The sequence below is a fragment of the Comamonas suwonensis genome, from assembly GCF_012844455.2.
GTDB lineage: Bacteria > Pseudomonadota > Gammaproteobacteria > Burkholderiales > Burkholderiaceae_C > Comamonas > Comamonas suwonensis.
The window spans coordinates 1-12,185 of sequence record NZ_JABBCQ020000019.1; the positions used below are offsets into that span (position 1 = coordinate 1).

The 12,185-nt window shown below is 58.7% G+C and carries 18 protein-coding genes; 6 read left to right on the plus strand and 12 right to left on the minus strand.

The genetic code is table 11. The features are described 5' to 3' along the window. The 10 genes from HF327_RS18385 to HF327_RS18430 form a co-directional block, all read right to left on the minus strand. A partial coding sequence (locus tag HF327_RS18385; protein WP_198461773.1) for a hypothetical protein occupies positions 1-210 on the minus strand: 210 nt, incomplete at its 3' end. Further along, complete coding sequence (locus tag HF327_RS18390; RefSeq protein WP_198461774.1) at positions 203-1,483, minus strand: nucleoid-associated protein; 1,281 nt, start codon at positions 1,481-1,483, stop codon at positions 203-205. The genes HF327_RS18385 and HF327_RS18390, both read right to left, overlap by 8 nt. A gap of 88 nt (positions 1,484-1,571) precedes the next feature. Continuing rightward, entirely contained in the window at positions 1,572-1,904 is a 333-nt protein-coding gene (locus HF327_RS18395; RefSeq protein WP_236024278.1) for a Mor transcription activator family protein, read from the minus strand. A 54-nt stretch (positions 1,905-1,958) separates the two neighbouring features. Further along, on the minus strand, positions 1,959-3,989 hold the full coding sequence (locus HF327_RS18400) for a phage terminase large subunit family protein (protein ID WP_198461776.1): 2,031 nt from the start codon (positions 3,987-3,989) through the stop codon (positions 1,959-1,961). Then, positions 3,986-4,546 (minus strand): hypothetical protein, encoded by a 561-nt coding sequence (locus HF327_RS18405; protein ID WP_198461777.1) that lies wholly within the window; start codon positions 4,544-4,546, stop codon positions 3,986-3,988. Before HF327_RS18405 ends, HF327_RS18400 begins: the two co-directional genes overlap by 4 nt. Positions 4,547-4,673: 127 nt before the next feature. After that, entirely contained in the window at positions 4,674-5,234 is a 561-nt protein-coding gene (locus HF327_RS18410; protein WP_236024279.1) for a hypothetical protein, read from the minus strand. After that, positions 5,231-5,956 (minus strand): helix-turn-helix domain-containing protein, encoded by a 726-nt coding sequence (locus HF327_RS18415; RefSeq protein ID WP_198461778.1) that lies wholly within the window; start codon positions 5,954-5,956, stop codon positions 5,231-5,233. Before HF327_RS18415 ends, HF327_RS18410 begins: the two co-directional genes overlap by 4 nt. A gap of 13 nt (positions 5,957-5,969) precedes the next feature. After that, the gene (locus HF327_RS18420) at positions 5,970-6,311 is read right to left on the minus strand and encodes a hypothetical protein (RefSeq protein WP_198461779.1); all 342 of its coding nucleotides are present in this window, start codon (positions 6,309-6,311) and stop codon (positions 5,970-5,972) included. Between the two features lie 71 nt (positions 6,312-6,382). Further along, positions 6,383-7,216, minus strand: coding sequence for a hypothetical protein (locus tag HF327_RS18425; protein WP_198461780.1), 834 nt, complete (start codon positions 7,214-7,216; stop codon positions 6,383-6,385). A 1-nt stretch (position 7,217) separates the two neighbouring features. Further along, complete coding sequence (locus tag HF327_RS18430) at positions 7,218-7,751, minus strand: phage regulatory CII family protein (RefSeq protein WP_198461781.1); 534 nt, start codon at positions 7,749-7,751, stop codon at positions 7,218-7,220. On the opposite strand from HF327_RS18430, the gene HF327_RS18435 reads away from it, so the two are divergent. Then, on the plus strand, positions 7,750-8,025 hold the full coding sequence (locus tag HF327_RS18435; protein WP_198461782.1) for a hypothetical protein: 276 nt from the start codon (positions 7,750-7,752) through the stop codon (positions 8,023-8,025). The two genes, HF327_RS18430 and HF327_RS18435, sit on opposite strands and share 2 nt — an antisense overlap. An 87-nt stretch (positions 8,026-8,112) precedes the next feature. After that, positions 8,113-8,421: a hypothetical protein gene (locus tag HF327_RS18440; RefSeq protein ID WP_198461783.1), complete on the plus strand. Its 309-nt coding sequence runs from the start codon at positions 8,113-8,115 to the stop codon at positions 8,419-8,421. Between the two features lie 405 nt (positions 8,422-8,826). On the opposite strand, the gene HF327_RS18445 is transcribed toward HF327_RS18440, so the two are convergent. Next, positions 8,827-9,090 carry a hypothetical protein gene (locus HF327_RS18445; RefSeq protein ID WP_198461784.1) on the minus strand — a complete coding sequence of 88 codons (264 nt, stop codon included), beginning with the start codon at positions 9,088-9,090 and terminating at the stop codon, positions 8,827-8,829. Then, on the minus strand, positions 9,083-9,316 hold the full coding sequence (locus tag HF327_RS18450; protein ID WP_198461785.1) for a helix-turn-helix domain-containing protein: 234 nt from the start codon (positions 9,314-9,316) through the stop codon (positions 9,083-9,085). Before HF327_RS18450 ends, HF327_RS18445 begins: the two co-directional genes overlap by 8 nt. 71 nt (positions 9,317-9,387) lie before the next feature. Here HF327_RS18450 and HF327_RS18455 point away from each other — a divergent pair, with 71 nt between their 5' ends. The 4 genes from HF327_RS18455 to HF327_RS18470 all read left to right on the plus strand — a co-directional run bounded on the left by HF327_RS18455 (position 9,388) and on the right by HF327_RS18470 (position 12,176). After that, complete coding sequence (locus tag HF327_RS18455; protein WP_198461786.1) at positions 9,388-10,068, plus strand: LexA family transcriptional regulator; 681 nt, start codon at positions 9,388-9,390, stop codon at positions 10,066-10,068. 63 nt (positions 10,069-10,131) lie between these two features. Next, complete coding sequence (locus HF327_RS18460; RefSeq protein WP_198461787.1) at positions 10,132-10,779, plus strand: dihydrofolate reductase family protein; 648 nt, start codon at positions 10,132-10,134, stop codon at positions 10,777-10,779. A 786-nt stretch (positions 10,780-11,565) separates the two neighbouring features. Continuing rightward, entirely contained in the window at positions 11,566-11,760 is a 195-nt protein-coding gene (locus HF327_RS18465; RefSeq protein ID WP_099736759.1) for a hypothetical protein, read from the plus strand. Between the two features lie 68 nt (positions 11,761-11,828). Beyond that, positions 11,829-12,176, plus strand: a complete 348-nt coding sequence (locus HF327_RS18470; RefSeq protein ID WP_099736758.1) for a PRC-barrel domain-containing protein — start codon at positions 11,829-11,831, stop codon at positions 12,174-12,176. The last annotated feature ends 9 nt before the right edge of the window (positions 12,177-12,185 follow it).

Here is a 12,185-nt window from a genome sequence, read left to right on the forward strand (position 1 = left end):
AACTGATGATGGAATCCTAAAACCGATTTCTACATTTCGTTCATCAACATAATCAAAGTCAATTTCAACAATTTTCTCTAAAGAATTCTGGTATTTATAAATCGCGTTCTGCAAACCCGCAGTAACTTCACATTGCTTAGTAAAGCGCTTCCCTTCCTCAAAGGAAGGAGTGCCCATTGCACGGTAAAGCTCTACAAATAATTTAAACATCTTGCCTTAATGCCTCTAATACAATCATTGGCACATCGGCATTTCTATTATCCGTAACAAATTGCTTTGGTTTTGACTGTATCGCCCTCGAAAATGAGTAGCCACTATCATTCTGGGGCGCATTATTTGAATTATTTGAGCCTAACAAGTCATCAAATTTTTCTGCCTGCTTGTCTGTCAATCTAATTCGAATTGACTTGTCTTGCCGGTTATACCTAATCTTATTATTTTCATCAACACCAAAATCTGTTTTATCAAACTTAATCTCAAGATCATCATCTTTCAAAACAAATCTGGTATATTTTTCTAGAGCTTCATCACTTACATCAAATTCTGTTGGCAGCCTATAATCAATTCCATTCATTGTCTCAACAAAACTATCCATGCGCGGCATAAATTCAGGTGGCAACTCGTGAACGATTACATTTTTTATCTCTTCCAGAGTTGCAGGGTTACCAAGTTTTAACTGTCGTTCAAGATACTGGCGAACCGCATCTCTGACATTCACCGCAAACGGCCTCAAGTCCTTATCTTTATTGCACAAATCATACGCCGCCTTAATAACCATTGTTGTAGATTTTTTTGAAGAGCGATGTACTACACAGCCGAGAGCATTAATAAAGTAATCCGCTGAACCATCAGAATCTCTGGTCGACATAAAAGCGAGATAAGGTTTGAGCTCAAAATCTTCCTCTATCACGCCCAGCTTCGCATACTCCTTCTCTTGGTCCATTACATCCAAATATTCCGAGCATTTAATTTCAGCTGCATGACTTAATTTAGACATATCAACTTGTTCAATAGTCACAGGCTCATATTCATCCGTTAATTGGATTCCTCCTTTTTGCTTAATCATTGCAATCAGAAGATTATTTTTACCATTTTCATCACAATAGTATGAAAATAGTATTCTCGAACCTGTTGAGAGCCTACTTTTTTCAGCTTTAAGAACAATTTCATCCATTGCAGTAATTGTCAATTTATGAAATAGATTCTTATTATTCAGGTCATTTTTTCCAGGTATATATGCAACACTGACTCCAAAGCTAGCTGGGAATGGTCCTCTGTCGCTCTTATCACTAAAGCGCCCCCAGGCAAGAGTGTTGTCCTTTTTACCAAGCAGCTTGGCCACACCTTCTACTAGGGAAATCACGGGCGGCTTTGTAACATCCAAGGTATCAGGGCGTTTAAAAACTTTATCTTTTGGCACACCCAGAGTGTGCTGTTCCTTTTCAAATCCATGAATGACCGCATTGATGACCGTGATTGGCATGGGACCGTCTCCGTACAAAATTGGTTGTGACGGAATGTAATACAGATATCACCTGTACTCCTATTTAGGCAACCACACAGCTCGGACGTTACGCTTTTAGCGGAGTCAACAAAATTCGCTGCACCTGCCGCAAGCTCACCCCAAACCTTTGTGCAAGCTCGCGAGCATTTCGCCCATCGAAGCTGGCACGTATTTCCCTAGCTAAACGTTCACGCTTCAGTGAGCGCTCAATCGGCACATAAACCTGCACCCCACCCAGCCGCTGGACATAGCGGCGCACCAGCTCTTCCGTCAAATCCTCCACTCGCTCTACGCCATGGCATAGCGCAGCGGCTGCCAGTTCTTCGCGCAGCACGGCAATGGGGTCCAGCTTGTTGTTGCTGGGTACGGGAGGGGTGGAGCTTGAGTTTTTCTCGTTCATTGTTTTGATAGCTGGTTGCGCTTGTGCTGCTTGGGCTTGCATTGGTTTTATTTATTAATAAAAGCTCATTGGGGCGAAAAGCTCGTCGTCTTCGCTTTCGCGTGACGTTTTGGCCCGTGGTGGCGCTGCGTCTGCCCTTGGCTGCTCTGGCTTGGCGGCCTGGGCCCGGGCGGTGTTGAACAGGTCTTGCGGGGGCTGCACGGTTTGCTCCAGCTGCAGCCAGCGGGCGTCGGGCCATTTGTGGATGCCAAGGCACATGGCGGCGTGCAGGGCGTAGTTGCGGCAGTCCAGCACCTCATTGCGCGGGCGGCGCTTGACCCAGCGGTACACGTCCTTGCCGTTGACCTTGACCAGCACGCGCTGCTCTGCGGTGAGCTGTTCGTACCATTCGCGCGGCAGCTTCTGGCTGGTGTGTACGTAGCCGGGGCCGGGTTTGTCTATAGCCAGCTGGCCCAGCAGCAGGTCTTTGGCGCTGTCCACCCCCACCAGCCAGAGCTTGATGCCGTGCGATATCTTGCGGCCGCGGTAGTTGACCTCTTGCAGGCTGCTGGGGCCGACGATGTTGCGGTTGTCGTTGTTGTCGCCCTTGATGGCGCGCAGGCCGGTGAGCTGCCCTTGCGCGCTGCGCACCCAGTTGTAGACGGCCTGGGTCTGGTCGGACGAGTCGATGCTGATGGCACTGAGGCCCAGGCTGCCGCCGTGCCAAGCCTGCACGTAGCGCTGCTGCAGGTATTGGGTGACGGGCTCCCAGTCGGCCTCGCTGGCGGGGTTGCCCTGGATGACCTGGTGGGCAACGGCCCAGCTTTCCAGCCCGCGGCCCCAGGCCCAGATGGCGATTTCCCAGCGGTCGCGCTGTACGTCGACCCCGGCGGTAAGCAGCAGCGCACCGGCGGGCACGCGGCCCAGGGGGTAGTCTTCGGCCCGGGCCTGCAGGGCGTGTTCGTCGCTGCTGTCGCCTTTGAGCTCCCAGGTCTCGCCCAGGGTTTCGTTGGTAAAGCCGGTCATGGGCCCCACGTCGCCTGCCTGCAGGGCGCGGTGGGCCTTTTCAAACTCATCGACGATGCTGACCCAGGTGCGCTGGGGGCTGTAGGCGGCCCAGACATGCACGCCCAGGGTGCGCGGCGGGCGGCAGGGTTGGCCCGCAGCATCGCGCCAGATGCGGTCTGCGCCGTAGCGGCGGCCGTTTTTTTTGCAGACCCAGGTGCCGGTGAGCGGCCAGCCGCCGGGCAGGTAGTCGGCCTGGGTGATGCTCTCCAGGCAGTGGGGGCAGACGTGGTGCACGCTGGCGGGCTGGCCTTTGACCCATTTGAAACCGTAGGGCAGCTCTTTGCTACCCCAGACAAGCGGGTGCTCCGCGCTGCAGCGCGGGCATTCGATGTGGTACTGGACGTAGGCGTCGGATTCTTCGCAGGCGCGCTCTACATGGCACATGCCTTTGACGCGGGGCGTGCTGCCGCCGACGAACTTGGGGTATGGCGCGCCTTCCAGCCGGCCCTTGGCCAGGCTGCCAGGGTCGCCGGACTTTTCGATGCTCTGGTCGAAGGCGCTCCATTCGTCGAGGATGGAGACGGCCACGGTGATGCGGCGGTAGGCCCGCGCAGCCTTGCCGCCCAGCAGGTGCAGCACGCTGTCGCGGAAGGGCTTGTATTTGATGGTGTCCTCCATCCCTTTGCCCTGGCGGCGCGCAGCCTGCACGGCGGCCACGCCATCGAGCACGGGCTCGATCTCGCTTTTGACGTAGCTGTCGCGGTCGTCATCGGTGGGCTGCCACAGCGCCTGTTTGCGGCGGCGGTGGGCGATGTTGTAGGCGACGAAGGCGGTGATCATCTTGGTATAGCCCACGCGCTTGCTCTTTTTGACGGCCAGCTCTTCGATGCGGTCGTCGCTCATGAAGTCGAGAATGCCGAGCTGGAAGGGCCAGCCGACCCAGCCGCCCTTTTGGTGGCTGGATTCGCCCGCCAGCAGAAAGTGCTCTGCCGCCCATTCGCTGAGGGTTTGCGGCACATCGGCCCGCAGGCTGGACAGGCCCAGCGCGGCGGCGGCCTGGATGGCGACCATGGCTTCGGGGCTGAGGGGCGCGCTCATGCGGCGTCGCCCTCCTCATCTGCATCCGCTCTGATATCAAGTGCTGCGGTCTCGTCTATGTCGAGCTGTGCCATGGCTTCGACCTCTTTGTTGACCAGCTGGGAGGTGGAGCGGATCCATTCGTTGCGCGCATCGGCCATGATGCGCAGCACGATCAGCAGCACCTCTTGCGGCAGATCCGGGCAGGCCTTGCGCACCTGGCCCTCGAACTGGTCCATGCGATCGACGATGGCCGAGCTGGCCAGGCCGAGCACGTCGGCCAGGATGCCGATGGGCGCGTACTCGCCGCGGGCGACGGCGTTTTTCAGTTCCTGCGCCTCGCGCTGGGCCTTGGCCAGGCCGGCGCGTTCTTGCACCAGGTCGAGGCCGCCGAGCTCGCCGCTCATGCGCCCGGCCGCCACTTCGCGCAGGCGGTGGCAGTAGGCGATCAGCAGCTCGGCCCAGGTGCCGCCGGTGGGCAGCTTGCCTTCAGCCATCAACGCGCTGACGTTCTGCTGCGACACTCCGATAACGCTAGCAAAGTCTGCTTGCTTGGGGCGGGTTTGAAGCTCAATCATCAGCACAATACAACCCCCTTAGGAAACTCACGCAACAGTCCGACAACGCGGCTCGAATTACCCGCTTCAGAGGCTCTCGGGAAGGACCCGTGGCCCTCGATCTGCCTATTTTTTGTGCGACGCACCATCAGACCTTGACCTCCAGGCCCAGGGCCATGCGGGCGGACTTGCCGGAGTACATCGAGATGCTGGTGTCACCCTGCTCCATGCGGGCCACGATGCGGCGCGCCCAGTCCTTGCCGTCGTTGCGCTGTTGCAGGCTGACCTTCACGGGCTGCGCTGCCACTGGTGCGGGCAAGGCGGACAGGCCCTGCTGCTGGGCATAGGTCTGGCGCGGCATGACGGCATCGCACATCTGCTCGAACTGCGGCAGGTTGGGCGGGAAGTCCGCATGCTCGGCAGCCAGGCGAGAGGCGGCCTGCTCCACCACCGTGGCGGGAAAGCGCGACAGCTTGGCATCCCAGACCTTCATGGCCGAGATCGCGCCCTTGTCGTGCTTGCCAGCCATCTGGCCCGTGGCGAACTTGCTGGTGAACAGGCTCCCGTACGAGCCGTGCAGCAGCATGAACAGCTTGCGGATCACCAGGCTGACTGCCTGCAGCGAAGCCTCTGCGGCCTCCTCGGCTGTGTCGCGATAGGCCTGCGGATCTCGCATGGCGTGGTCTGCAAAGGTGGCGATGTTTTTCATTCCCAAACTCCGTCGAAGATGGCTGCGGCTGCACCGGCATGCTTGTAGGTGTTGGCAGGCTGGCGGCCACCACTGCGGCGGCCCGCCTCAGGCGCCATGTCGGGCTTGAACAAGCCTTGCCAGCCAGCAATGGCGGCGTTCTCCAGCGCGGCTGCGTGGTCCACACCCTCATGTCGCCAGGCATCGAGCTTGTCCACCGCCATCTGCTTTTGCGCATCGGTCGCCTTTTTGCGCTTGGCGCAGGAATGCCAGGCATCCCAGTGAGCCCGGTTGATCCAGTCCGGAACGGCAAAGGTCGGCGCGGCCACGCGCTTGTCTTCTGGTTCTTTACGGTTCAATTGATGGTTCATTGATGGTTTGGGTGCAGCTGCTGCGGGGGTGGGGTGCAGCTCCTGCGGGGGTGGGGGTGCAGCTGGTGCACCCCTGGGTGCAGCTGGTGCGGGGTGCATTTGCTGCGGGGGTGCATATGCTGCGGGGGTCAACTGGTACACGGTCGACGTGCCGCGGCGTTCGCTGGAACGCAAGATTCCAGACGATTCCAACCACCGAATCGCCCCCTGCACAGCCCGCGCTGACAGGCAAGTGCGCATCGTGATGGTTTTGACAGAAGGCCAGCAATAGCCGTCGTCATTGGCTTGATCCGCCAGCGATATCAGAACCGCCTTTTGCGCAGCAGACATACCCTGCATAGGCCAGCAGGCCGACATGATGATGGTGCTCATACTCTTCTCGTTATCAGGCCAGGGCCGTTTGTCGCGCCTTGCAGCGCACGGGTTTGATGTCACGCTGGCGTGGGGACAGGCTGCACATGCGCGCAGCGCCCTCCTCCAGCCGCCCGGCGGCCAGCAGGGCGTTGACCGTGCTGGCCACGCTGCACAGCTCCAGCCACTCGCCTGTCTGCGCGTTGTGGTAGTCGCGCAACTCGCGCCGGCTCATATCGCGCACGCCGTGCTGGTGGGCATGGCGCAGCGACTCGTACAGGCGCTCATGCAAACGGCGGCGCGTCTCGTTGCCCAGCGCGGCAAATGCCTCTGCACTGGTGTCTTTGCCGGTCACACGGGCTTGGGATGGCTGCATGGTCAAACCTCCAGATATCACTGCGCCAGGCGTTGCGCCTGCGCTCAAATTCATTGCTTTATTCATTGATGTCATACGCCTGCGGCCTCGCGCAAACGGTAGCGAATGCGGCGCTCCAGATAGGCTGTGGCGTCGGCACGCTTGGCCACCTTGTCCATGTCAAAGCGCGGCTGGTAGCCCCGCTTTGGCCGCACAAACAACAAGACCGGTCGAACGAGCGCACCGCCTGTGCCACTGGCGGCCCAGATGCCGGGGGACAGATGCGCCGTGCGCTCGTCCTGCTCGCCCTTCTGGGTGATGCGAGGCCCGCCGCGTGTCTTGCCATAGGTCACGAAATAGCGCCGGCCCGTCTGCTTCTTCGTGCCGCGATGCACGCGCAGATAGCCTTTGGCGCTCATGTTGGCCTTGTAGCCCTGCTCGCCAAACGCCTGGAAGTAGCTGATCAGCTGCACCAGAAAGGCTCCTCGCAAGTTGCCCTTGCCGTCATCGCTGCCGGGGTAAGGGCCACCTCTGGCCTCATCGGGAATCGCCGTTTGATATCCGGCAGGCAAGATGCCCGCGCGCTTGAGCGCCACCTCGCTGCGCTTGTCGCGCCGGCGGCCGCCCCAGGTCTGGGCATCCAGAATCTTTTGCGGATCGATCCCCTTGCCGCCCATATAGGTCGGCTCGATCGTCACGCTCAGCTTGGCGGCCGTGACCATGCGCACGAACGGGCTGCGCAGGATGTAATCCGTTGGCCGGTCGAACACCGTGCGCATCTCGTCCTGCATGGCACGGCGGATCTCGAAGCCCGTGTCGTTCAGCGCCTTGGCATAGGCCTTGGCGGCCTGCGCGCCCGTCAGGCCGTGGATCTGCCGCAGCAGCTCCGCCTGGTTCAGCACCCGCGCGCTCAGCTGGATATGCATATCAGCCCTCCTCCGCCGGCGCCGGCACGCGCGCTGCCGCCGTGGCCAGCAGCTGGTTCAAGGTAGATATCAGCTCGTTGTAGCGGTACTGCAGCCGCTTGATCTCGTTGCGGCTCACCATGGCCTTGCCGCCACGAAAGGCGTCTGCCGCTGCGGAGGTGAACTCGCCCACCTCCTGCTGCAAGGCCACAAACGCCTCCACCGGGTCGCCCGCGGCCTGGTCGGGCAACGCGGGTACACAGGTGTAGCCCAGGGCCGCCGCCATGGCATGCAGAATTGCCGGGTTGCCCGACATCACCTGCAACGCCACAGACTCGCGCAACGTCAGGTGATGCGTGGTGTTGTTCGGGTTCAGCTTGTTCTGCAGCGTATTGGCACTCACGCCCATGCGCTCGGCCAGCACGCGCACGCCGCCCGGGTGGTTGTGCGCAATCAGATACGCCGCATCCGCCATATCGGCAGGCGCCCGCATGTCGTTTGGGCTACCTGCTTCGCCATTGTTTGCATGGGGAGGGAAAGAGACACTGCTTCTCATGACCTCACCTCACTTCTCAGGCGCATCGCTGACGGCCGCTGCGCAGACAGCCAAGCAAACCCCCATCGCCGCCACACCCGAGTGGGCCCAGGCCATGGAGCTGCTACTGCAGCAAATCGTCTTCGTCCTCGACGTCGAAGGCCGCGACAGCTTCACCACCCGCAAAGTCGCCCGCTGGAACAACCAATGCATCCACGAAATGCTGCGCACCGGCAGCGTGCCTATGCCTGTGATCGAAGAGCTGCAGCGCGTGGTGGTGCGGGTGCTGACGTGAAAGTCAACACAGGCACTGGCAACTTGCGCATGTCTGAGTACGATGGCAGTCACCAAACCTCTTTCAGTGACTCTTATCAAGGCACACATGAGCGAACCCGAGTACACATTGGCGGACGCCCGCAAAGACATTCTTGCCCTCAACGAGGCACGCATTGCCCTGCTGAACAGGCAACTGGCCACCGTGGCCATCATTCGCACCATGCTCACCATGTTGAGCCTCGAACAACTGCGCGAATTGCGCGAAAAATACGACCTGCGAGTCCTTGCAGGAATGGAATTTCTGGAGCCGAGACTTCAGCGACCGGATCTCTGGACGGAGTACTCAGCCAAGATCGACGAGTTGATTGCTCTGGACGAGGCCGCTCTTCGGGTAGATCAGGAAAAAGGCGGCTAGATTCGTCCGCCACCAAGCGTGCACCGGCAACATATCTATCCGTCGCAGACTCGCGTTCCAGCAAAGGATCAACCCAGCGCACAACAGACTTAGCCGCAGGCGGCGGAACATGCAGCGGAATGACAGCTGCCCCAAGTCCAATCCAGTGCTTTGCTTCCTCAAAATCAGTGGTAAAGCCAGGACGCGCAAAGTCAGCACGCTCAATACGCCATGCACAGGTCGAGGTAGGAAACTTATCCATGAAACACCGCCTGCTGCAGAATGGCCAAACTCCCGGCTCTATTGAAGCCAGGAGTTAAGTGCTGCCTCTGCACAAAGGCGTCCGCCCTGCACTTGGTTACGATGGCGGCTGCGACACCTTCACCAACAACCCAAAGGAGGGCGGACAGAATGGGAATCCTCGACTCACAGAGCATCAAGATCACCTGCCCGAAGTGCCACCGCGAGCGCAGCGAGTCTGTTGGGAAGCTTCGCCTCAATCCAAAGCTCACCTGCCTGGGATGCGGCACCGTTCTGGATATCGATGCCCGCAGTCTCAATAGCGCCGCCAAAGAAATCGACAAGAGCATTGCGAACCTCAAGCGATCCCTCGGCCGCTTGCGTTAGCAAGTCCAGATCCGCGACAAGCTGCTCTACGCCAAGTAGGCGAATCTTTAGCTTCTCAGCCATGAACAGCCTCCTGACCGGATTGAGGCTGAGAGGCTGACTTCGCAAACGGCGGCGGCAACCCCTCCACATTTCGACGTGTCCATGCAGCAAGTACGCGGTCGGCGACCTTGTCGCTGAGAACGTCGGGCCACTTGTCGACGGCCTGGTAAGACACACCCAAAGCGGCCGCCACTTCTCTGGTGGAGCCACCCAACATTTCTATGGCCTCTGTTTTTCGGATCGTCATGCCGCAAGTTTAACCTTAGTTAAAACATGAAAGCAACCATAGTTAGTATTGATTCCGCCATGATTTCAACCATGGTTGATTACAAAGAACGCATAGAGAAGGCAATGAAAGCTGCCGGCGTAGACATCACAGAGCTTGCGAGGTCTGTTGGCGTCTCCTATCAGGCTGCGCGCAAAGTCCTTGAGGGCGAGAGCAAGGCTTTCACCGCCGAAAACAACGCCAAGGCCGCCGCACGCCTGAATGTGTCGTCGGACTGGCTTGCAACCGGCATGGGCGACATGGCTCGCAACGCCAACAGCATTGTTTTTTCAGAAGAAAACGAAGACTTGGTGCGCATCCCCCTGCTGGCCAACAGCGGCAGCATGGGCAAAGGCAATGACACGCTCGATGCAGACTATGTGGTGGGCGACCTGGCCCTATCCGCGCACTGGATCAACCAGCACATCAAGCCCGGCAATCTCCAGGAGCTGAAGTTCATTCACGCCCACGGCGAAAGCATGTCGCCCACCTTCAGCGACGGCGATGTGCTGCTGGTCGACGTAGGCTCGCGCGACCCCGCCAGCCATGAAGGCGTCTATGTGCTTGATGTACACGGCCAGACCTATATCAAGCGCGTTCGCATGCGCATGACCGGCAACTTGGAAGTCAGCTCCGACAACCCCAACATCAAGACCGTGGACGAGCTGAACGGTGACCATCAGGTTCGCGTGCTGGGCCGAGTTGTGTGGGCCTGGAACGGCCAGAAGCTTTAGCACAAGCCATCGCCGTAGCACCTGACCACATTCCTCCTTCTCTGCTCAGAAAGGCGTACCGCAATGAAAATCAAAGTCTCGTGCTTCGGTATCTCACTTGATGGCTACTCTGCTGGACCTGAACAGAGCCTAAGCAATCCGCTCGGCGTCGGAGGAACGAAACTCATGGATTGGTTCTTCCCCACCGAAGTCTTCCAAAAGATGCACGGCGGCTCGCCAAGCGGTGAAACAGGCATCGACAATGAGATGGCACAGCGCTCCTTCGAGAACATTGGTGCCTGGATTCTCGGCCGCAACATGTTTGGCCCAGTGCGCGGCCCCTGGCCCGACGAGAGCTGGCAAGGTTGGTGGGGCGACGAGCCTCCCTACCATGTGCCCGCATTTGTACTGACTCACCATGCTCGTCCCAGCCTGCATATGCAGGGCGGCACCGATTTTCACTTCGTCACGAACGGAAGAGCATCCGCACTGGATCAAGCGAAAGTGGCTGCTGCCGGACGCGATATCCGTATTGGCGGAGGCGTGGCCACCGTACGCCAGTTCTTGCAGGCTCGGCTGATCGATGAGATCTACCTTGCCGTCCGCCCTATCCTACTGGGCCACGGCGAGAACCTCTGGCAAGGCCTGGACATGCGCACTCTGGGTTATGAGGTCGCTGAAGTGATTCAGGGTGAGCGCGCCACGCACGTGATGGTGCGCAAACAGACGTAGTCATCCGCCATCTCGTACAAGCCCGCAGCAGCGGGCTTTTTCATTTGTACCGCATCGATTGAAGAAAACTTCACAGATAAACTTAACCATGGTTGACAGCAATAATTTAACCATGGTTAAATCCAGCCATCGCAGCAGTCACTGGACTGTCCAAGGGGCACAACCAAAGGCCGAAGCCACCAACGCCAACGCGAACTGGCTTCAGGGATACAGCAGATTGCAGATGCGATGGGCGCCATCGGTATCGACCGGGTCAGGCCCGGTCTTTCAAAAATCGCATGCCCATGTCGTTTGCTCCACCTACGCGGAGCGTCCCCGGGCTCCATCGCATCAGCGGGCACGGCCGCTGCTCTGCGCGGCATCCCTGCCGTATCCAGCCGCCAAAGTGCGTACACGGTCAAAAGGGTGAGGCGAATGCGGCCAAGAGCAAGAACGGCAACGCCGGTTGGAATCCCGGCACCGCCCACCCCGAGCGCATCGGGGCCAGACCAGAGCGCCTTGCACCAGGGCGCTGCGGTTTGAACGGCCTTCACATTAGCGGCAGCGGCCAGAGCCCTCAATGGGCCTGAAACCCAGCGTCATCCGCAGCGCTTTATGCTGAATCTTGTGAGCAATATCGAGAGTTCCGCCTCAAACGTAAGCCAAATGCTACGTAATGGTGGCTAATTCACATTTTTCAGGCTTGCGCCCCCTTCTCCTACAGAAAGGTTTTTCCTGATGCGGTGACCATGCAATCACAGCAAGCCAAACCGGTTTGCTGGTCACCAACCTGAAGGAGTGAAGGACATGACGCAACAAGCTAACCAGCAGCAGAATCCCAACCAGCAGGACAAGCAGCAACAGCAGCAGCAAAGCCCCGGTCAACGCCAGCCAGGCCAAAACACCAACCAGCCCGGTCAGCAGCAACAGCAGACCCCGGGCCAGCAGAAAAACCCGGCTCAGCAGCAGCCCGGGCAGCCACAAAAAGCACAGCAGCGCTGAAAGTGCGCGCCCCAGCGCTTGCCAAGCGCTCCGGGGTTGTTTTGAACCACGCATAGAAAGGAGCAGGAATGCACTTAGCCTCACCTGTCATCTCATCCGATCGTGTCAACGGCACCAACGTTTACAACCCCAACGGCGACAAGCTGGGGTCCATCGACTCACTGATGATCGACAAGCTCACGGGCAAGGTTCGATACGCAGTGATGGAATTCGGCGGATTTCTGGGCATCGGCACAGACCTTTACCCTCTGCCATGGGACACACTCAAATACGACCCCGACAAAGGCGGGTACGTAGTCTCAGTCACCAAAGAACGGCTTGAAAACGCCCCTCGTTACGAGGGAAGCACATTGCCCGAATACACCGACGAATACGGCCGCCGGGTCTACGACCACTACGGTGTGCCCTATATCTAACTCCGGCGC

Excerpts from the sequence above, each read along its gene's own strand:
- HF327_RS18440 (WP_198461783.1), top strand. The coding sequence starts at position 8,113 with ATGAGCGAACCCGAGTACACATTGGCGGACGCCCGCAAAGACATTCTT.
- HF327_RS18415 (WP_198461778.1), bottom strand. The coding sequence starts at position 5,956 with ATGAGCACCATCATCATGTCGGCCTGCTGGCCTATGCAGGGTATGTCT.
- HF327_RS18435 (WP_198461782.1), top strand. The coding sequence starts at position 7,750 with ATGACCTCACCTCACTTCTCAGGCGCATCGCTGACGGCCGCTGCGCAG.
- HF327_RS18405 (WP_198461777.1), bottom strand. The coding sequence starts at position 4,546 with ATGATTGAGCTTCAAACCCGCCCCAAGCAAGCAGACTTTGCTAGCGTT.
- HF327_RS18450 (WP_198461785.1), bottom strand. The coding sequence starts at position 9,316 with ATGACGATCCGAAAAACAGAGGCCATAGAAATGTTGGGTGGCTCCACC.
- HF327_RS18465 (WP_099736759.1), top strand. The coding sequence starts at position 11,566 with ATGACGCAACAAGCTAACCAGCAGCAGAATCCCAACCAGCAGGACAAG.
- HF327_RS18445 (WP_198461784.1), bottom strand. The coding sequence starts at position 9,090 with ATGGCTGAGAAGCTAAAGATTCGCCTACTTGGCGTAGAGCAGCTTGTC.
- HF327_RS18470 (WP_099736758.1), top strand. The coding sequence starts at position 11,829 with ATGCACTTAGCCTCACCTGTCATCTCATCCGATCGTGTCAACGGCACC.
- HF327_RS18390 (WP_198461774.1), bottom strand. The coding sequence starts at position 1,483 with ATGCCAATCACGGTCATCAATGCGGTCATTCATGGATTTGAAAAGGAA.
- HF327_RS18420 (WP_198461779.1), bottom strand. The coding sequence starts at position 6,311 with ATGCAGCCATCCCAAGCCCGTGTGACCGGCAAAGACACCAGTGCAGAG.
- HF327_RS18430 (WP_198461781.1), bottom strand. The coding sequence starts at position 7,751 with ATGAGAAGCAGTGTCTCTTTCCCTCCCCATGCAAACAATGGCGAAGCA.
- HF327_RS18400 (WP_198461776.1), bottom strand. The coding sequence starts at position 3,989 with ATGAGCGCGCCCCTCAGCCCCGAAGCCATGGTCGCCATCCAGGCCGCC.
- HF327_RS18455 (WP_198461786.1), top strand. The coding sequence starts at position 9,388 with ATGGTTGATTACAAAGAACGCATAGAGAAGGCAATGAAAGCTGCCGGC.
- HF327_RS18460 (WP_198461787.1), top strand. The coding sequence starts at position 10,132 with ATGAAAATCAAAGTCTCGTGCTTCGGTATCTCACTTGATGGCTACTCT.
- HF327_RS18395 (WP_236024278.1), bottom strand. The coding sequence starts at position 1,904 with ATGAACGAGAAAAACTCAAGCTCCACCCCTCCCGTACCCAGCAACAAC.
- HF327_RS18410 (WP_236024279.1), bottom strand. The coding sequence starts at position 5,234 with ATGAAAAACATCGCCACCTTTGCAGACCACGCCATGCGAGATCCGCAG.
- HF327_RS18425 (WP_198461780.1), bottom strand. The coding sequence starts at position 7,216 with ATGCATATCCAGCTGAGCGCGCGGGTGCTGAACCAGGCGGAGCTGCTG.